Origin of the sequence: Psychrobacillus sp. FSL H8-0484 (assembly GCF_038005325.1) — a bacterium.
In the GTDB taxonomy this organism is placed as follows: domain Bacteria; phylum Bacillota; class Bacilli; order Bacillales_A; family Planococcaceae; genus Psychrobacillus.
This window is the reverse complement of record NZ_JBBOSZ010000001.1, coordinates 243,269-262,275: the sequence shown is the minus strand read 5'-3', so window position 1 is coordinate 262,275 and position 19,007 is coordinate 243,269. Positions and strand designations below refer to the sequence as shown.

General features: G+C 36.9%; 18 protein-coding genes. 6 read left to right on the top strand and 12 right to left on the bottom strand.

What is annotated here, in order from left to right; all coding sequences use genetic code 11:
- Positions 1-11 precede the first annotated feature (11 nt).
- Positions 12-434, bottom strand: a complete 423-nt coding sequence (gene phnG, locus MHH81_RS01350) for a phosphonate C-P lyase system protein PhnG (protein ID WP_340917064.1) — start codon at positions 432-434, stop codon at positions 12-14.
- 286 nt (positions 435-720) lie between these two features.
- On the opposite strand from phnG, the gene MHH81_RS01345 reads away from it, so the two are divergent.
- Both MHH81_RS01345 and sigJ read left to right on the top strand, forming a co-directional pair.
- Positions 721-1,905: an NAD(P)/FAD-dependent oxidoreductase gene (locus MHH81_RS01345; RefSeq protein ID WP_340917062.1), complete on the top strand. Its 1,185-nt coding sequence runs from the start codon at positions 721-723 to the stop codon at positions 1,903-1,905.
- 40 nt (positions 1,906-1,945) lie between these two features.
- Positions 1,946-2,818 (top strand): RNA polymerase sigma factor SigJ, encoded by an 873-nt coding sequence (gene sigJ / locus MHH81_RS01340; protein WP_445678120.1) that lies wholly within the window; start codon positions 1,946-1,948, stop codon positions 2,816-2,818.
- 258 nt (positions 2,819-3,076) lie between these two features.
- On the opposite strand, the gene MHH81_RS01335 is transcribed toward sigJ, so the two are convergent.
- A complete protein-coding gene (locus MHH81_RS01335) occupies positions 3,077-3,802 on the bottom strand; it encodes a GntR family transcriptional regulator (protein WP_340917058.1) in 726 nt (241 codons plus the stop codon).
- Between the two features lie 454 nt (positions 3,803-4,256).
- On the opposite strand from MHH81_RS01335, the gene MHH81_RS01330 reads away from it, so the two are divergent.
- Positions 4,257-5,564 carry a globin-coupled sensor protein gene (locus MHH81_RS01330; protein WP_340917056.1) on the top strand — a complete coding sequence of 436 codons (1,308 nt, stop codon included), beginning with the start codon at positions 4,257-4,259 and terminating at the stop codon, positions 5,562-5,564.
- 132 nt (positions 5,565-5,696) lie between these two features.
- On the opposite strand, the gene MHH81_RS01325 is transcribed toward MHH81_RS01330, so the two are convergent.
- The 9 genes from MHH81_RS01325 to MHH81_RS01285 form a co-directional block, all read right to left on the bottom strand.
- The gene (locus tag MHH81_RS01325) at positions 5,697-6,035 is read right to left on the bottom strand and encodes a YrdB family protein (protein ID WP_340917054.1); all 339 of its coding nucleotides are present in this window, start codon (positions 6,033-6,035) and stop codon (positions 5,697-5,699) included.
- A 2-nt stretch (positions 6,036-6,037) separates the two neighbouring features.
- Positions 6,038-6,724 (bottom strand): MBL fold metallo-hydrolase, encoded by a 687-nt coding sequence (locus MHH81_RS01320; RefSeq protein ID WP_340917051.1) that lies wholly within the window; start codon positions 6,722-6,724, stop codon positions 6,038-6,040.
- Positions 6,725-6,733: 9 nt separating this feature from the next.
- Positions 6,734-7,354 carry a TetR/AcrR family transcriptional regulator gene (locus tag MHH81_RS01315; RefSeq protein ID WP_340917048.1) on the bottom strand — a complete coding sequence of 207 codons (621 nt, stop codon included), beginning with the start codon at positions 7,352-7,354 and terminating at the stop codon, positions 6,734-6,736.
- A gap of 431 nt (positions 7,355-7,785) precedes the next feature.
- Positions 7,786-9,390, bottom strand: coding sequence for an ABC transporter permease (locus MHH81_RS01310; protein ID WP_340917046.1), 1,605 nt, complete (start codon positions 9,388-9,390; stop codon positions 7,786-7,788).
- Positions 9,390-10,283 carry an ABC transporter ATP-binding protein gene (locus tag MHH81_RS01305; protein ID WP_340917044.1) on the bottom strand — a complete coding sequence of 298 codons (894 nt, stop codon included), beginning with the start codon at positions 10,281-10,283 and terminating at the stop codon, positions 9,390-9,392. The genes MHH81_RS01310 and MHH81_RS01305 overlap by 1 nt, the downstream gene beginning before the upstream one ends.
- Positions 10,284-10,299: 16 nt before the next feature.
- A complete protein-coding gene (locus MHH81_RS01300) occupies positions 10,300-11,007 on the bottom strand; it encodes a TetR/AcrR family transcriptional regulator (RefSeq protein ID WP_340917040.1) in 708 nt (235 codons plus the stop codon).
- A gap of 114 nt (positions 11,008-11,121) precedes the next feature.
- Positions 11,122-11,892: a sporulation protein gene (locus MHH81_RS01295; protein WP_340917037.1), complete on the bottom strand. Its 771-nt coding sequence runs from the start codon at positions 11,890-11,892 to the stop codon at positions 11,122-11,124.
- A gap of 102 nt (positions 11,893-11,994) precedes the next feature.
- Positions 11,995-12,750, bottom strand: coding sequence for a hypothetical protein (locus tag MHH81_RS01290; protein ID WP_340917035.1), 756 nt, complete (start codon positions 12,748-12,750; stop codon positions 11,995-11,997).
- A 1-nt stretch (position 12,751) separates the two neighbouring features.
- Positions 12,752-13,456 carry a hypothetical protein gene (locus MHH81_RS01285; RefSeq protein ID WP_340917033.1) on the bottom strand — a complete coding sequence of 235 codons (705 nt, stop codon included), beginning with the start codon at positions 13,454-13,456 and terminating at the stop codon, positions 12,752-12,754.
- Between the two features lie 270 nt (positions 13,457-13,726).
- Here MHH81_RS01285 and MHH81_RS01280 point away from each other — a divergent pair, with 270 nt between their 5' ends.
- Positions 13,727-15,646: an FUSC family protein gene (locus tag MHH81_RS01280; RefSeq protein WP_340917029.1), complete on the top strand. Its 1,920-nt coding sequence runs from the start codon at positions 13,727-13,729 to the stop codon at positions 15,644-15,646.
- Positions 15,647-15,792: 146 nt separating this feature from the next.
- On the opposite strand, the gene MHH81_RS01275 is transcribed toward MHH81_RS01280, so the two are convergent.
- A complete protein-coding gene (locus MHH81_RS01275) occupies positions 15,793-16,551 on the bottom strand; it encodes an SDR family oxidoreductase (RefSeq protein ID WP_340917026.1) in 759 nt (252 codons plus the stop codon).
- 201 nt (positions 16,552-16,752) lie between these two features.
- Between MHH81_RS01275 and MHH81_RS01270 the strand changes: the two genes are divergently transcribed.
- Positions 16,753-17,346 (top strand): TetR/AcrR family transcriptional regulator, encoded by a 594-nt coding sequence (locus tag MHH81_RS01270; RefSeq protein WP_340917024.1) that lies wholly within the window; start codon positions 16,753-16,755, stop codon positions 17,344-17,346.
- A gap of 217 nt (positions 17,347-17,563) precedes the next feature.
- Positions 17,564-19,006 (top strand): sensor histidine kinase, encoded by a 1,443-nt coding sequence (locus tag MHH81_RS01265; RefSeq protein WP_340917022.1) that lies wholly within the window; start codon positions 17,564-17,566, stop codon positions 19,004-19,006.
- The last annotated feature ends 1 nt before the right edge of the window (position 19,007 follow it).

Sequence of the window (19,007 nt, the reverse complement as noted above, 5' to 3'; positions counted from 1 at the left end):
GTCTTTTTCGCTTAAACTTCCATTGTCTCAAAGTTCACTTTGGTCTTGAAAAGTTCCGATTGCTTTGTGGCACGCTCTTTTACGATTTGTGCTTCCGCTTTTATTAAGGAATCTTCCCAAGTGATGGTTTCAGGTAATTCCGCTTTATATGCTGCATCGATAATCGCTAAATGTTTGGCCAACTCATCTTTCATGCCAACAACAATACCGATTCCAATGCGGTTATTTATCTCTACTTTTGCTTCTGTAATAAGGACTTCTCCTATATAAAATAGTGAGTTTTTTGCCGTTTCACGCATTTTGATCATTGTTAATCCATATTGCGGTTCCAGAATCTCACGGCATTCATAGGTATCGATAATGGATTCTGCAAACTGTTGTGCCAAGTGGCCATCTCCTTGAATGAGAATCTCAGTTCTTCGTCTTCTTTTCATATGGTTGAATCCTCCTTTGCAAATTCATCTTAACTTGTCGCCAAGTGCCCGTGTTTTAAGGTATCGTAAATGTTTGTAAATTTACTTAATAATTCTGCAACAAAAAAGACAAACAACTGGAGGGGTTTGTCCTTTTCGTGGCTATTTTGTCGCGTTCATTTTGCGGATTGTCGCTTGCGGAGGAGCTTTTGTCCTGCTTATTATTTTTTTACAATCATTTCATTTCATTGTCACAAACTAACCTCTTATCTCGTTTAATATGCAGATAGAAAAAGGAGTAGATAACATGAGTGAATTGACTTGCATCATTATTGGTGGAGGATACGCAGGCATTAATGCAGCTAAAGAAATTCAAAAAAATTTAAAGAAAAAAGAAAACAAACGATTAATTAAACTGATTTTAATAGACAAAAACCCCTATCACTTACGAAAAGTATTACTATTTAAACCCGCGGCCGGCAACCAAGATATTACGATCCCTTTAACACAGTTGCTTCCAAAGGAGTTTTTATTCCTTCAGGCTTCCGTAAAAAAAATTGAATCGGAATCAAAGCGATTACTTTATCTGGATGCCGAAGGAAATGAGAATTCTATAAGGTTTGACATTCTTGTTATTGCTGTGGGCAGTATCGTGCGCCACCCCTCCCCTATTCAAGGGGGACTTTCATTGGATAGCCTAGAATCTGCCCGAAAAATCCGGGAAGCTTGGCGCACTAATCTAAAGAAAGCTGTTAAGGAAACAAACATGATTGAACGCCAGAGATTAATGACCATTGCAGTTGCAGGAGCAGGCATAAGTGGGATAGAGACATCTGCCGAACTAGCCTATTTCGTACGGAAAGACGCGGAACACCTGGGACTGGACTCAGAGCAGGCTAGGATAAACTTAATTAATACGAATGAAAGGCTCTTCCCAGAGGGACCAGCCAAAGTAGCAATTAAATTGGAGAGTTCACTTAAAGCTAGCGGAGTAACCATCTATCATCAAAGCAGAGTATTAGAGGAGGACGACGGAAAACTAACTTTATCTAGTGGAGAAACGATGTCCATTGGTCTATGCGTCTGGACGCTAGGACTGTTACCCAATCCAATACTACAAAACATCGGTTTGCCGGTCACTTCCGACGGATACGTAATTGTAGATGCAAGCTACCGGGTTCAGGGGGCACAAGATGTATATAGTATCGGCGACTGCGCACGAATTGTAGACCCCGCTAGCGGGCAGGTGGACGGGAAGACTTGTAAGGAAGCGACCGCTCAAGCGACGAGACTTGGAAAAATTTTATTGGCGGATCTTATAGGACGCCCAGCACCTTCACATAAGGGGTTTATTGACCTTTTCTGTTTTGGCTTAGGTCCGGAGAAGGGAATAGTTTGGATGAATAAATGGGGGCTAGATATTATTATTACTGGAAATCTAGGGAAAAAAATTAGAAAATTCACATGGGATTCTGCGAGTTTGATAACATAGTCTATACAGAGGATTAGTTCCAAGAATGGAAGTGACAAAAATACAAAAATTATATGAAAAGTATAAAGGATTGCTATTTACACTCGCCTACCAACTAACAGGGTCCACTTCCGATGCAGAGGATGCCGTGCAAGACGTATTCCTAAAGTTACATGACATTAATCTGGATCGTTTGGTTGAACCGAAAGCATATCTATGCAAAATGGTAACTAATGGTTGTCGAGATTTAAACAAATCGGCACGTAAGCGACGCGAACAGTATTTCGGAGAGTGGCTTCCCGAACCCATTGCTATTTCGGATGACGAACCGTTTGAATCAGTAGTTCAAGGTGAGCTGTTGTCTTATGGTATTCTCGTATTGCTTGAAAAATTGTCCCCTACAGAACGGGCAGTCTTCGTTCTTCATGAGGCTCTAGGCTTTAAGTATCCTGAGATTGCTGAGATTGTAGGGAAAAGCGAAGTAAATTGCAGAAAGCTCTTCAGCCGTGCAAGAGGGAAGTTGGGAAATACTTTTGGTGAGTCGGTCCATCTCGAAGTCGCGAGCGAAGAATGGATTTACCAATTTCTTACAGCTCTCGAACAAGATAACGTAGGTGCGATTGTATCCATGCTAGCCGAAGATGTTGTGTTGGTTTCAGACGGAGGGGGTAAAGCACATGCAGCAGTCCATCCTATTGTATCTAGCAATCTCGTCTCCCGTTTCCTCCTTGGTCTATTTCGTAAGGCTCAACATAACGAAGAAGGCCCAAGTTTTGAGACTATGAATATAAACGGACAAACCGGTGTTGTTATATCTTCTGGTAAAAATATTGAAGCTGTTGTCCTGATACATGTCGAAAGAAATGCAATTTGCAATCTATACATTGTCAGGAACCCTGATAAGCTCAAGGCTTTTATTGACAGGAAAAAATAAAAATGTGGACATTAAGAAACCCGCTAAAGCTCCCTTTAAGTGCAAAACCGGTTTTAACTTGTTTTCGGAGGGCTTTGGACAGACTTTGGCTATAATGATTACCGATGGATCTATTAAGAGGATGGTCGTGTGTTGAAAACATTCATACTACGACCTTTCTCCAATTAGAAACACAAATAGCAATAAGATTAATAGGACTTGCTTTACATCCATAATTGTAGCACAACAGGAAAATGAAAACTTACTTACCTTGCCTTTTCAATCCATCGTGATATCATATTTAAACTTATCGCTACGATACAGTATTTTTGTATGTTCCAGAATTTTATTGGTGTTTACATCTATACAATCACTCTCAACAATGATGAGTGGCACCATGCTTTTACAAGACAATAATTTTTGCTCTTCAGAAGTAGGAAACGTAATACTTAACATACTTTTTTTACTTGTAAATTCCTTGTAACCGAAATTTCGATAGTAAGCAAACATAGACTCTATCGTTGGACCGTCTTCTGCAATTTCTGGAAACATCTTTTTACTGACGAATGAATAATGAATCGCCATCGGTTCCCCATTAATATAGCGTAGTCTCCCTACTTTATAGACATCTTCCTCTTCGTCTGAGTTTAAGCTTCTATAAATATGTTCATTATAGACAATCTTTTCACACACATTATTCTCTGTTTTTAATTCATAGCCCGCTTGCTTCATTTTATCTGTAAAACTCGTTTTACCAGTTAGGTGTAATTGAATTGGAATAGATTTCTCTTTTAAGTAACGTCCTTTGCCTTGTACCGAAAAAATGTATCCTCTTTCTTCTAATTTTGTCAGTGCATTTCTTACAGTCATTCTAGGTACTCGATACTTTTTTGCAAGTTCGTTTTCAGAAGGAAGTTTTTCCCCATGTTCCATTGTCTTTGAAACGATACGATGCATGATGTCATCGATTATTTGAGTTTCCATATCTACTGAAATAAGAACCATCTCCCTTTTCCATCGATTTTAAACCATTCTGAATCAATTTCATAATTCCAATTTACATAAAAAAACACGAAGGAAACTAAAGAAATATATATTTTACGCGGAATAAAGTATAGTTGATTTCCACTATAGGCGGACGCTTTCTGCGGGGTGAGCGATAAGCCATCACCACAGCTCACGCGTCGTTTGTGATATCTTATCTGTCTCACTCATCCCGCTGGAGTCGCCGCCTGCCGCTTCAATCAACGAAGTGATAAATGTTCGTATTTTAATAACAAAGTACTATTTAGGAAACTAACTCATTCTATCTATATTATAAATTGTACTATAGTGATCACCAAGCAATTAATTCAATGATTTTCATTATTCTTTTTATTCCAAGCATTCAAACTTGCAATCATTTATCCTAATGAAGATAATTAGAAAGAATTACTAATTTAAAACTCGGAGGAATACTATGTTCCCATTTACAAAAGAAAAATCAGAGAAAATGAAGTATAAAGCTATTATGGAATTCCCAGAAATATCAAGTATTGTTCTTACTAGCGATGAAAACCTTTCCCCTATTTTGAACTATATGGGCTATACGCAGGAACAATTAGAAACATTAATGGGAATGGCTCCATTAATAGATTCAGTGCTAGATGAAGTGTTGGAAAAATTAATCGATCAGTTGTCTCTTAATCCAGATATGCTGAAAATCATGCAAAACGCTTCTTCACGCGAACGCATGAAAAAGGTGTTTGAAGATTACTTTGGTAGCTTATTAACAGGAAGAATGGACGATGCATTTTTGCAAATACGAAAGCAATTAGGTCAAACGCATAACCTAAATTTTGTTCCAGTTACGTGGTTTCTTGCTTCTTATTCCGCTTTTAAAACGTTACTAATTCCTAAAATTGTCGAACATTATCAAGGCGATCCGAAGAATTTAACACAAGCTATACTAGCTATTTCCCATGCCATGAATTTCGATGCGCAGCTGGTAACAAATCAATATATGAATACGCGACTAGAAGAGATTGATCAAGCTAATGCGTCGAGAGTAAATTTACAAAATGAAATTTCTGCTGTTAGCCAGGAAGTGGCAGCTTCTGTAGAACAAACCGAGGCGTCTATAGCGGATACGAGTTTACGAGCAAATCAAATCTTACAAGAAACAGGAAACACGCAAAAATCTAGTAGAAATCTAGTTGGCTTAACGACACAAAACCAAGAACAAATGGAAGAAATGCAACTCCAATTCAATCAATCTACCGAAAAAGTGAATGCATCGCTAATAGGAATGCATGAGTTGAAAGCAACATCGGAGGAAATTATTAAAATTACGCAAGGTATTGAAGGAATCGCGGATCAAACAAATTTATTAGCTTTGAATGCTTCCATTGAGGCGGCGCGTGCAGGAGAGCATGGTAAAGGTTTCTCTGTTGTAGCAAGCGAAGTAAGAAAGCTAGCAGAAAACTCTAAGTTGCTAAGCAGCAATATTAATACATTAATCGAAAAAAACAATTCCAATATAACGAGTTTGGTCAAGCAAATGGAGGAAATCACACACTCTAACGAACAGTCCCAAACAAAGCTACAACAAGCTAAAAACGGTTTGGTCACTGTAAAATTTGAAGTGGAAAACTATGTGGATATGTTTGGGCGCAACAAAGAGGATTTAGACAAAATCGTCCAATCCATTGAGGAAATAAGCCAAACAACGGAAGGTTTGTCACGACTGACATACAGCCTGTTACAGAAAGCAGAACAGAATAGATAAGGAATGAGACTAGCCTTCGAACAAACATGCTTATGTTAGAAGGCTGGTTTTTTAAAAGACTGACGACACTTGCTCTAGTTATCGAAAGTATGAAAATAGCAATAGAATAAGATAGGCATCTACGTAATTAGATTACCACCCCATGGAATACATGATGATCATTTCAACTACTACAACAACCAGAAATACGACCGCCAGCATACTTTTACTTGAGAAATACAGGGCCGCTATAGCTAATGCAAATATAATAAGCTGCAATATAATTCGTACCGGGATGGACACAGGAATAGATGCTTTTGGAGCGATGAAGGTCCCCCAAAAGATTGCAACAAGAAGAGGGGCGCCTATACCTAACAAAATTTTTATGAACCAACCTCTGTTCAAATGAAACCCCCAATAGGAGAATGCTGCAAGTGCAGATAATTCCATCAGAAAAAAGATACCTAATACCGTATATTGAACAAAGAGCATGATTACCTACCTCCTAGTTTTCTTTCCATTCTTAAAGTATATTCCTCTAACTGATCTGCCGGATGAAGCACTGCATTCCCATGACATATTTCCAACTGTTTTGGTTTTAATTCCCCCACAATAGAGCTGCTTTTTACCGCTTGTATCATATCTGCTGTAAACGAAGACATCGGCGGTTGAATCTTACCTTTCTTAGAAGTGAAGAGATCTCCACCTAACAATATTTGATCTTTTTCATGGTAGTAAACGACGTGACCAGGGGAATGGCCGGGCGTAAAGAATGGTGTAAGTCCACCTATCGATTTTAAGTTGCCATTCTCATCCTCTAAGAGTGGATGAGATAATTGTTTTGGTAAGTTATGTTCCAGTTTTTTTCTTTTTGGGTAGATAATATCTCCCTGCATATAGGGAATTTCAACTCGATGTGCGTATACTGGAACTTCATACTTGTTCAAGATAGCTTTCACAGCCCCAACATGATCCGAATGTCCATGGGTTAAGAGAATTCTTTGTAAAGGACCGGCATTTAATTGTTCAATGAATTTTATGATTCCTTTTGCCATCATCGGTATGCCTGCGTCTACTAACGTGACACCGTCCTCATCCACAACAACCCATACATGAATTGGAATGATCATCCACATTTTTAAACTCCAAATATGTTCAGAAATCTTTTTTGCTCTCATCATTTTATCCCCTTACTTCAATTTTTCTTTAAAGCCTAATAGAAGAATTTCGATTGCTAGGTCAAACGTGGGTGCCAATCTTTCCATTAATACGTCCAGCGGTTCATGCTGATACGAGTACGTGCTTAAAATACCATTCAAATGGAAATAATAAATACGAGAAAAAGCGAGTAATTGGTCGTTATTTGAAATAATTAAACATTCCTGAATAACCAATTTCATCAGTTCAAATATTTCAATTCGAAGTTTATTAATTTCTAGCTCAGGCTCTTTGACATCTACTCTAGATGATTTTGCGTTGAAAAAAATATCGTACATATTTCTATTTTTTAAGCAGAAGTGTATATATTCGCGACTAATACTTTTTAGTTTGTCTTCAGCTGTTAATGTATTCTTACGTACAATTTGGTGTAATTGGTTGTGCAAATCTTGAAGTGGTGGCATAGAAAGTTGGTGAAGCAGTGCTTCCTTATCTTTAAAGTAAAGATAAATCGTTGTATGCGAACACTCTGCAGCCTTTGCTATTTCGCGGATTGTTACGGCATCATAACCTTTTGTAGCGAATAAATTTCCAGCAGATTCCAAAATCATCATTTTTGTTTCTTCCGAACGTTTCTCTTGTTTACTTTTCATTTAATTATTCATCCTCCATTTATCTAACCACTGGTTATATTATAACCAGTGGTTAGTTTAATGTCAAAATAAAGACGAGTCTGTCCCTAAAGTCATACATTGACTGAGAGATGGTCCCTTTTCCAATGTATTGATTTCCGTTCTAGACGGACGCTTTCCGCGGGCATGGCTTCAGTCTCCTCAGGCCAACACGATGTTGGTCACGAAGGCGTTGCCACACGAGGTAGCGTTCTTAGCCTTCGTTCCTTTGTTCGCTCCTGCGGGGCCTTCCGCTCACGCTATTCCCGCTGGAGACGCCGTCTTTCATTACATTCAATTGCCTACAAAAAATAGTAGTTTTATAAAAAGTATACAAAAAAAAGATGTAGAAAAAGACTCGTTTTTCTACACCTGCTTCAATTTATGGGCTTATTGGACAGCCCCATCCTCTATTAACCTAAAATATCTCGTTTATTATAAGTGATGAATCCAACAATAGATAAAACAATTGCAATGATTACTAATACCGAAACTGCCATAAAATCCATTTCCTCTACTGGAAGGTGTGGAATATGACCATATGGTGAAAGATTCCTCAACCAATCCGGAAATTGAAGTAACGCCCCTAAGTAAACTACAATAAATGAATAAATAAAATACAACCATGTAATGCTTGTATTTGTAGGACGAAATCCTACTAAAAATACCGCTAAACCAATCATCGTCCAGATTGCAGGTAAATAAACCATTGCTGCTTTAAAAATTGTACTAAAGGAAATGGCATCCTCCATCACAACTACACTTGAAAACCACATTCCGAGAACTGCTAACAAAAGCATTACAATGCTAGTAACGATTGAAATTATAAAATAACTTCCCATTGTCCGCGATCGTGATACCGCACGGCTAAGTATATGTTCCGTATAATTCTTCTTTTCTTCACCTTTCAGCTTAAAAACTACTAGGAGAGCCGGAACTGTACAAAACATCGCTATTACCGTCATTAACATTGGTATAAATTGTTCTGTTAACGTAAATCCTTCGACGGGTGTTATTAGAGCTTTCATCATTTCTACATCTTTGAAAAAGGATTCTAAATCACCTAAAACAGACCCATAGGAAGCCCCCAATAAAAACAAACCAATTGCCCAAGCAATTAATCCAGTACGTTGAATTCTTAGAGCTAGACCAATCGGACCCTGCAAAAATGGCGATGCATGCACTATGCCCGGTTTTGCAGGTAAAAATCCCGCATCTAAATCACGAATGGAATTCAGGTAGAATGCTAGCACCAATAAAAGTATTGCTAAAGTGATCACTAATATAATAGGCATCCAGTAATTGTGGACATATACTTCCGCTTTTAATACGATTCCTAGTGGGGAAAACCAGGACAGTGTTGCATTCCCAACATCACCAATTGCTCGGATGAAATACGCAAGTCCAAGCACTGCAAAACTTAACCCTATTGTCCCACGAGAGTTCTCCGAAAGCTGGGCAAATATTGCGGTCGCCGCTGCGAAAAAAATTCCAGTTGCACCTAAAGCTGCTCCATATAAGAAGGAACCTTCTAAATCTAAACTTTCAATTCCTAATGCATACAATCCAAAACCCACTATTATTGCTAATAACACATTCGTACCACTGACAACTAGGATAGTTGCACTTAAATTCGACAAACGTCCAACCGGTAGGGCGCGGATCATTTCCAACTGCCCATCTTCCTCCTCTGTGCGAGTATGTTTAGCAACAAGTAAAATACTCATGATGGCAACCGCTATAGCACTGAAAAGCAACATTTGATGAGCCATCATCGCTCCATTCGTATAATTTTCTAACCCTCCACTATAACCAACCATCGCCGTCATAGCCGGGTTCCTCATTGTTTGTGCGATTGCCTGTCTTTCCTCCTGATTTTGGTACAAATCCGAAAAGGAAATGGCCGTGCTTAAAGTGATGAGCACTAAAGCGATTATCCATATAGAAATCCGTAGACGATCTTGGCGTAATATAAAACGTACAAGCATCCCTGTATGTTGAAATGGTTTCTTCGACATTAGGATACACCTCCTACTCCTTTATAGTGGCGCATAAACAAATCTTCTAAAGTAGGTGGTGCACTTTCTAATCTCATTATGCCGAACTGGCTAATATGTCTTATCACAACATCCAATTCTTCTGTATCCACTTGGAACGAAAGAGTTTGGTTCTTTTCTTCTATTGCATAAACACCATTTAGTTCACTTAATCCGATCATTGGTAGTTTCGTTTCGATCAGTAAATTTGTTCGTGTTAAATGACGTAATTGATTTAGACTCCCTGTTTCAATTATTTTCCCCTGGCGAATGATTCCAACTCTATCACATAATTTTTCTACTTCCGATAATATATGACTGGAAAGTAGAATGCTTTTTCCTTCTTTCTTGGAGTCCAGCACACAATCCTGGAACACTTTTTCCATCAATGGGTCAAGTCCAGATGTCGGTTCATCTAAAATGTATAGATCCGCATCGGATGCAAATGCGGCTACTAACGCAACTTTTTGTCGATTCCCTTTAGAGTAGGTTCTACATTTTTTAGATGGGTCTAATTTAAACTTTTCAATCATTTCTTCCCGTCGGCTTTTATTTCTCGCTCCACGTAATTTCATAAATAGGTCGATTACTTCTCCGCCTGTTAAGTTTGGCCATAAGTTAACATCGCCTGGCACATATGCCAAGCGCTTATGTATATCCACAGCATCTTTCCAAGCATCCAGTCCGAAAATAGTTGCTTCTCCCTCCGTAGCCTTAATCATACCTAGCAAAAGACGAATGGTGGTGGATTTACCTGCTCCATTAGGACCGATGAAACCATACACTTCCCCTTCCTTCACATCGAGATTCACATGATCTAAAGCAGTAAATTTTCCAAACTTTTTTGTTAGGTTTTTTGTATTAATTATCGTCATGTTTCTCACTCTCCCTTTATTTATAAAAAAAGGTACGCATCATGTCTAAATAACTAAAAAACTCCTCGATATAAGGTTCATAATTTATTTTACTTAAATCTTGACCTTTCAAACGTAGTTTTACCTCATTTTCATAACCTTCAACTGCCCATCGAATCAAGTTAAATGCTTTTGGAACGTCCATATCTTCTTTAAAAAATGAGTATTCCAAATTCCCGTAAATTTTAGTGTATCCTTCGTTATGTAACGCTTCTATCCTAGACTTTACGTCTGCATCGATTTGATCATTCGATAATATGGTACCTATAAAGTTTATTACTTCTGGATACTTTGATAGGAAATCCATTTTGACTACTACGATTCGCTTCATTCGCTCAAACAAGTCCGGTTCTTTTCCATCTATTGCTCCGAAATACTCTTCTTCCACGATTACAAGACAATAGTCAATTAAGTACGAATACAGATCCAGTTTATTATTGAAATAATAAAAGAGCATTCCTTTACCAATCCCTGCTTCCTTCACTATTTGATTGGTAGAAGCTTGGTCAAAGCCCTTCTCCCTAAACTCTTTTAGAGCAGCTTCTATAATTCTTTTTTGTTTACTGGAATCCAGGCTTTCAAATGTTTTTGTGATTTCTAGTCTCCTCCTTTCAATGATTATTTTATTGCTAAAAAAATAATAATAGACCAGTGTGGTCGATATGATTTTACCATATTTAACCATAATTTAAGCATTTAATTTTCGATAATAGGAAAATTTTAGTTAGCTTAAAAAGCCCCAGAAACAGGTAGTAATGGTTTCTGAGGCTTAGTTCTTCATTTAGTTTTTCGAAGCTTCTTAAAGGTGTTTAGAGATAATTTGTTTTATCTTTTCATTTAAATTCGGTAAATCTTGTGTAGTAATGGAAAGTCTAATATGACTCTCATCCGTTTCAAGCGCTTCGGAAAGAAACCCTCCTAATCCTCTTGCTCTACGATCTACTTGCATAAGGATCTCTGCGGATTGTTCAGTTTGTGAAAGGAATACAATCTCCAATTCATCTAATCTTCCTCTATATAAACTGCTCGTTGGAATGAATTCGAACTCTTGAACAAATGGATACGTAGTAGGTATTCTTCTAGAAGCTTGTTCACATTCCGCTTTACGTAATCGGAAGCCGAGTTGTTCTACTGCTTCTAAAATTTGCGCAGCAAGTCTTGTTGGTCGAACTTCTATATAGTCTTTATCTGTCGGATCTACTGCATTTTTAATATCTAGTCCTGTGCTCACCCATACTCGTGTATTTCCAAGTGTTACAGGCGTTTCAACTGGAAGCTCTAAAGAAAATGGAATTACTTTCGTTTCGTTTGCTCCAATTGTAAACGGTTCATGGACCTTATACGATTTCACTGAAGCAACAGCTGTATATTTTTTATCATCTGATTCTCTGATATACGTAGTATTCGCTGTTAAGTAGATGGAGTCAATTTGTTGTTCAATATTCCCTCCATACACTTCCACTTCCCCATTCATCATTTCTCCAGCTACATACGTAGATTTCTCTAACTTCGTTTCTACTTTCGCTCCACCAATCCCAACGCTCGCTAGTACTTTATTAAAAAATGACATAAGTAGATTCTCCTTTGCAGTTTTAATGTTATTCAATTACTATACGAACTTTGTAAATAAAGGTTCCAAAATATTCATTCCTACATGAAATGTTTTATTGATTCATTTTTGATAAGGATATTCAAGTTCTGAGTAGTCATTTATAAAGAGTAAATACTCTATATTCGAATCGCCATTCCAGGATGTACTACTATTTAAATTACGATCCGGATAAGTTATTTCATCCGATTTATCAATGGTATTCCAACCAAAATATATATCCTGCTGAGGAGTATAGAAAGGGAAGAATGGGTCAGGTTGCTTGGCCGAATTTAATTTATTTAAGGAGTCAATAACAGAAACCCATTCGTTCGATATCGGCAAGCTTCCATAGGTCGTTTTAGGAAGGGAAATCTTCTCTTCCATTTGTACTCCTGGAAAGTAATGATGAACGTTATCGCTGACATAATAATTCCTCTTTTTAATTAAGTATAGATTCATATAGTTTAGCTGTTCTGAAGAAGCGAAATTCCATACAAAGTGATAGGTAGAGGGATCATTATTATTTATTTTCCAAACCCGCACATTTCCGTTTGTATCCATAAATTCAACCATCCATTTGTGATGTTTCCACACCCAGAAACTTATACCATAATGGTCCTCCTCCGAGATAAAGGGAACAAATGCATGCTCTTTATCCAAGTAAATGACTTCTTGAATTATACTTGCAGAAACTTCAGGAAACAGGCTAGTCATCTCTTTTACTAATTGTTCTTCCGTAGGAAAAGGATTAGGCTTTGAAAAATAAAACCAATAGATAAGGACAACTGTCAGTAGGAATACGATACTTCCAAAATAAATTAAGATCTTTTTCTTCATGCTATTTCGCCTCCCCTAACAAGGAGTCTTCGGATCGAAAATATATGTTCTTTTTAGGGGTTGAAATTAAGAGCCCTTTTCCGTCACCTTCTACATAAATACTTGTTTGAAGACCGCTCCCCCATTTGGGGGAGGTATTCACTAGCATATATGGAAATCGTTCGTTCCTTCTATTTGGCTCGGCATACATATACGTCTCGTTATACCATTCGTCACTATAAATCATTTCTTGACTCATACTATTCAATTGTCTTTGAAAGTTTTCATGACTAAAAGAGCGTTCCTGCCCAGATGGATGAATAGTAATTATGGAAGCATTTTCTACATGTGACATATAAGTTGCTAGTTCATCTTCCGAATACAGTAAGTAATTTATCGGTATTGCTATTAATGTAGACGCTAAGATAATATAGTTAGCAAAAAAGCCTAACCAAGCAAAGGGTTGATATTTCTCCCACTGTTCTTTGTTTCTATTTAAAAACCCATACATAACCCATACTCCAAGTGGCAAGATGGAAATCTTCAAGAACGTACCAAATACAGTAAAATGAAAAGAAAATGAAAAGAGACCAATCAAGATGACCACAATCATTTTCCATAGCTCTGGTTTCATCAGTTTATTTTTATACAAACGATTTGCAATAATACCGACTGTAATCCAAGCCAAAACTATAGTGAATATCTCCACAATGTTTCCACTCCACAAGAAAAATTACCCCTCTTCATTAAGTCTATATCCATAATTTCTATATTAATCCAACTATCACCTCTTTTTTAAACTAAATCAATTAAGATTCCTTTTAATCAAAGCAACTTCTTTCAGCTTAGAAATAGGCCTTCTAAGGTATTAAACAACTTTTTGGAATAATACTACATAATAATTATGTATTGTTTGGCTACTTCATATGGACCTCTCTTTTGTAGTCCCTGAAAGAATATTATTAAATGTACTGCTAATAAAAAGGGGAGAATCCACTTGAAAAGAAAAACTTCTAACCCCAACTCTTCCACACTGTTATTAGCCCTCAAGCAAGCATTCACAGTGAATAAAAATCCCCTTCCATGGCTTAAGGCCTTCATAGCAGGTGTTTGTGCTGGATTTCCTGTGCTGGTTGGATATTTATTTGGCAGCTTGGAATATGGGCTTATTGCAGGTATTGGTGGTTTAACTTATCTCTACGTGTTTAATATTCCTTATGCTTTTCGTGCAAAAAAATTACTGTTTGCTGTACTAGCTTTGTCAGTTGCTATGGGATTAGGTACATATACAGCACCATATCCGTTTATTTCCGCTATTATGGTGGCAATTGTCGGGGCAGTCGTTACGTTTTTATTTGGAGCATTACGCATTACAGGTCCTGCCGCTATCTTTATTGTTTTGACCTTTTTAATGGGGAATGGAATGCCTGTAGATCCCGAGCTTGCTCCTTTACGTGCGGGACTCGTATTCTTGGGTGGTGCTTTTTCTTGGATTATAGGAATGATTGGATGGCTAGCAAACCCACACGGTCCCGAAAAAGTCGCAGTCAAGAAAGTGTATGTTGAACTTGCTGCATTTATGGAATCCTTAGGGACGGAGCACTTTAAGTTGTCACGACAAAAGATACTAGCCGCTTTAAAATCCGCTGACGAACTCTTATTGTCGGGATATATTCCATGGCGAGTTTCTGATACATATAAGCGACTTGTTTTGTTGAACGAACAAGCAAATCGTTTGTTTCTTCATGCAAATGAACACTTAGAAATGAAAGAAGGTGTATTATCAGACGAATTAATAGAGGGGATTCGATCGATTGCGAAATCTATTGACAATAAAGGGCATAAACCAACCCAGTCAGTTGAAATACGGGATGACAATTTAGAAACTTTGTATGATTTATTCAACGAGGCAAGCACCATTGTAAGTAAACCAATTATTAATATTCACCGGGAAATAATTATTTCCAAGCCTTCTCTTCGCGTTGTCCTTGGTGGAGCTTTCGATAAAAATTCTGTCGTATTTTTAACTGCACTTCGTTACGGAGTAGTACTTTTTGTTGCAGCTATAGTTGCACAGTCATTTGATTTTAATCGTTCGTTTTGGGTGACCTTATCCTGTGCTGCTGTTTTGTCTGGAGCGACTATTGTAGCGACGTTCCACCGAGCTATCCAGCGCTCAATTGGAACACTTGTAGGAATACTAATCGCAAGTGCGATTCTTTATTTTCAACCCGAAGGATATGTCATTATTTTTGCTATTTTTCTACTAACGTTCTTGACAGAGCTTGCCATTGTATTAAATTATGGAATTGCCGCTTTATTTATCACACCAAATGCTCTATTGCTTTCGGAAAGCACCACCCATATTCACGATATTTCCTATTTTGCTTCCGCACGTATTATTGACGTACTTATCGGTAGTGCAATTGGTTTGATTGGAGCATTTTTAATTAGTCGAAAAAGCGCTTCAGTTCTTCTTCCTCATACGATAGCTAAGACAATTCGTAGTCAGCAACAATTTATAGTAACTCTTTTTTCAGCGCAACCCGGTTTAGTAGATGCAGCCTACTCGAAAGAAAGAAACAAAATGCAAACGAATCTCACTAACTTAAAAATCGTGCATCATACAGCTTTAGGAGAAATTCCAAGAGATACAGTTTGGCTAGATCATTTGTTTCCAGTTATTCACTCGATTGAGCAACTAGGTTATTTACTGGATTTGTCCTCTAAGTATAAGAATCGGCCATTACTGACTGATGAAGAGGTTTCACAAATGCTACTCGTGTTTGAAACAATGGCAAAAGCAGCAGATCAACAACTGTCCTTTTCTAAAAAGACGGTTCCGAACATAAAAGGATTTTCGAAAATACAGAAGGAAATAGAACATTTGCAGGATACCCTGCTTTATCCCAACTAATTTTATTGAAATTAATGGCTGAACGAGACTAATAGAACTGAGACTGCAACCATTATACTGGAAACAAGACCAATTCCGCTTCAACCGAGACCAATTTAAAAAATCCTTCCATTCATAACGAATGGAAGGATTTTTGCTTTATATTATTAGTAAGCAGTCCAGCCAGCGTCTGCTGTTACAACTGTTCCGTTAACAAAGCTAGCTTCATCAGAAGCTAGAAATAGAGCTACTTTTGCGATTTCTTCTGCTTTCCCCGTACGTGGATTAATTGCTAATCCCGCTTGTATGCGACCCATACCAAATTCATTAATATTTGTCATGGAAGCCCCAATATTTGTTTCTACTCCACCTGGTGCAATTGCGTTACATCTGATGCCTTGAGGTGCATACATGAATCCTGTATTTTTCGTGAATCCAACTACGGCGTGTTTAGATGAAGTGTATGCTGCTCCTGCACGCGCACCTTGTAATCCTCCTGCAGAAGCCACGTTTATAATTACGCCACTTTGTTTTTCTAAGAAGATCGGCAATACTTTACGTGTTGCACGCATTACGCTAGTTGTGTTTACTGAGAAAATTAATTCCCAACGATTATCTTCAATATCGCCTGCTGCTTCAAAATTATCCATGATGCCCGCGTTGTTTACTAAAATATCTACAGTTCCGTAAGTACTAACTGTAGTATCGATAAGATTTTGAATATCCTCTTCTTTCGCAACGTTGGCTACTACTACAATTGCTTCTCCACCATTTGCTTTAATTTCTTCTACAGTCGCGTTTGCAGAAGCTTCATTTATATCAGAAACTACTACTTTTGCTCCTTCTTTTGCATAGAGGTTAGCGATTGCTTTTCCCATACCTGAACCAGATCCTGTTACTACCGCTACTTTGTTTACTAATCTCATCTTTTTCCCCTCCAAATTGTAATTTGAACACGCTTACACATCTATTTTATTGAACAAATGTTCAATAAAACCTTACATTTATAGTATAATCAACCCTAACAGGGCTATTCAATCAGCAAACAATTACCTTTTTGTACTCTAATAAACAATTTCTATATTATTTGATTATTTATTAATAATATTCAACATAGGGGGATGGAAATGACTACTAAAATAAAGAAATTAGATAGAAGAATTAGCAAATCGAAGACTGCTATGAAAGAAGCACTTCTCTCTTTAATGAAAAAGAAACACTTTAAAGAGATTACCATAACCGATATTGTGCAGACTGCAGATCTGAATCGAGGAACGTTCTATAAACATTATCAGTATAAAGAAGAATTATTAGAAGAAATTATCGACGATGTGATTAAGGATTTAATTGATTCTTATCGAGATCCTTATAAAGGAATGGAAGTTTTTACGGTGAGTGAACTAACTTCTTCCGCCATTAAGATATTTGATCATGTTGCGCAGTATACTAATTTTTATTCATTATTAGGAAAGTCTAACGTTCTATTTGAATTACAAAATAGAATTTGTAATGAGTTAAAACAACTTTTATTACAAGATTTATCTAATAATCCCTTGCATTCTAATATAAATAGTAATTTAAACGCTAGTTATCAAGCGCATGCAATATGGGGAATGATTATAGAATGGATCGACAATAATTTTATGTATTCTTCTACTTATATGGCAGAGCAGTTATTAGCTATTCTTCATTATAATCCTGTCGAAATACGCGTAAACTAAAATTGGCGAGGAGTGACTTAAGCTAATAAGAAGTATCCAGTTCACCGCTCCCTCGCATTATCAAGTAGTGATTAATAAGTCTGTTGTTTATGGATTTTTCATACATACTTTAGAAATTTTTAAGGATTGCGTGTTATGGTTCATATAGTTTCTTATACATTTGATAAATAGAATAATTCTATAAAAGAATGAAGAGTTGATTGTGAGGTGATTAAAAGTGTCAATTAAAATGCGATTTCTATTGTCCTACGTAGGAGTAATACTTTTTTCATTCACATTATTACTAGCAGCTGGTTTTTTAATTATTTTTTCGATAACGGGTGATATAAATTCTATCGAGCATTTTTATAAAAAGACTTATGTTCAAAAACCTTTGACTACAGTTGAAGAAAGTGCTTTTCTAGACTTGAAGTTATTAGCAAAAAATAATCCTTCCCAGCTTCTAGATGAAGAGCAACTAAAAAAAATTGAACAAGAAGGTATCAATCTTGTCGTTAGAAAAGAAAATAATGTCGAGTACGCTTCCCCTACTCTTGATAAGCAAGCATTGATTATCTCTCTTCCTGGATTTGAAGAAACAAATATAAATACGCGAGATTCGATAAAAATCGATAATTCTTTTTTCACATATGTGAAATTTGACTTTTATTTTCCAGATAAAAGCAAAGGAAGTATATTTGTATTGAGAAAGGCAAGTTCCTATGCCGAGTTGGCTAAGGAGTTGTTTCCAATTTTATTTGGACTATTACTATTTCTATTTATAGTAATTATTGGACTTTTAAACTATTTAGTATCACGAAGTATTATCCTTCCCATCTCTATTCTGACAAATGGTGCCCATCGAATAAAATCAGGAGATTTAAGCTTTGAAATCAAAGCCACTTCGAATGATGAAATCGGACAGTTAAATAGGTCTTTTGAAGAAATGAGAATAAAATTAAAAGAATCCGTAAATCTTCAGCTACAGTATGAGGAAAACCGGAAAGAACTACTATCCAATATTTCGCATGATTTGAAGACACCTATTACCTCGATTATTGGATACGTTGAAGGAATAAAAGATGGTGTGGCTAATACCCCTGAAAAAACGGATAAATATTTATCCATCATTCACTTAAAAGCAAAAGATATGGATTCATTGATAGACGAATTGTTCTTGTTCTCCAAATTAGATTTAAAAAAAGAACCATTCTCTTTTGAAATTATCGAACTGAATCAATATATGCGAGACTATGTAGAAGAACTTCATTTAGAACTACTTCAAGACGGGATTAAAATTGAATTTGATCTACTGCATAAGCCGATGTACGTGGCAGCAGATAGAGAGAAACTAAAAAGAGTAATGGCTAACCTAATTAACAATTGTGTGAAATATATGGATAAAGTTCAGAAGAACATTACCATTTCTCTAATTGAAGGAAATAATGATATCACTATAAAAATCACAGATAACGGTCAAGGAATAGAACCTTCCGCTTTACCTCACATTTTTAATCGTTTTTACCGAGCTGAACAATCTAGAAACTCACAAACAGGTGGAAGTGGCTTAGGACTCGCGATTGCCAAACAAATTATCGTGGAGCATGGCGGAGAGATTTGGGCAACGAGCGAATTAGGAAAAGGTACAAATGTTTTCTTTACCTTAAGGAAAGGAAGATAAA

Coding starts and splice junctions, on each gene's coding strand:
- MHH81_RS01345 (WP_340917062.1), top strand. CDS start 721: ATGAGTGAATTGACTTGCATCATTATTGGTGGAGGATACGCAGGCATT.
- MHH81_RS01295 (WP_340917037.1), bottom strand. CDS start 11,892: ATGTCATTTTTTAATAAAGTACTAGCGAGCGTTGGGATTGGTGGAGCG.
- MHH81_RS01335 (WP_340917058.1), bottom strand. CDS start 3,802: ATGGTTCTTATTTCAGTAGATATGGAAACTCAAATAATCGATGACATC.
- MHH81_RS01290 (WP_340917035.1), bottom strand. CDS start 12,750: ATGAAGAAAAAGATCTTAATTTATTTTGGAAGTATCGTATTCCTACTG.
- MHH81_RS01330 (WP_340917056.1), top strand. CDS start 4,257: ATGTTCCCATTTACAAAAGAAAAATCAGAGAAAATGAAGTATAAAGCT.
- MHH81_RS01275 (WP_340917026.1), bottom strand. CDS start 16,551: ATGAGATTAGTAAACAAAGTAGCGGTAGTAACAGGATCTGGTTCAGGT.
- MHH81_RS01315 (WP_340917048.1), bottom strand. CDS start 7,354: ATGAAAAGTAAACAAGAGAAACGTTCGGAAGAAACAAAAATGATGATT.
- MHH81_RS01300 (WP_340917040.1), bottom strand. CDS start 11,007: ATGGTTAAATATGGTAAAATCATATCGACCACACTGGTCTATTATTAT.
- MHH81_RS01325 (WP_340917054.1), bottom strand. CDS start 6,035: ATGCTCTTTGTTCAATATACGGTATTAGGTATCTTTTTTCTGATGGAA.
- phnG (WP_340917064.1), bottom strand. CDS start 434: ATGAAAAGAAGACGAAGAACTGAGATTCTCATTCAAGGAGATGGCCAC.
- MHH81_RS01320 (WP_340917051.1), bottom strand. CDS start 6,724: ATGATGAGAGCAAAAAAGATTTCTGAACATATTTGGAGTTTAAAAATG.
- MHH81_RS01305 (WP_340917044.1), bottom strand. CDS start 10,283: ATGACGATAATTAATACAAAAAACCTAACAAAAAAGTTTGGAAAATTT.
- MHH81_RS01310 (WP_340917046.1), bottom strand. CDS start 9,390: ATGTCGAAGAAACCATTTCAACATACAGGGATGCTTGTACGTTTTATA.
- MHH81_RS01270 (WP_340917024.1), top strand. CDS start 16,753: ATGACTACTAAAATAAAGAAATTAGATAGAAGAATTAGCAAATCGAAG.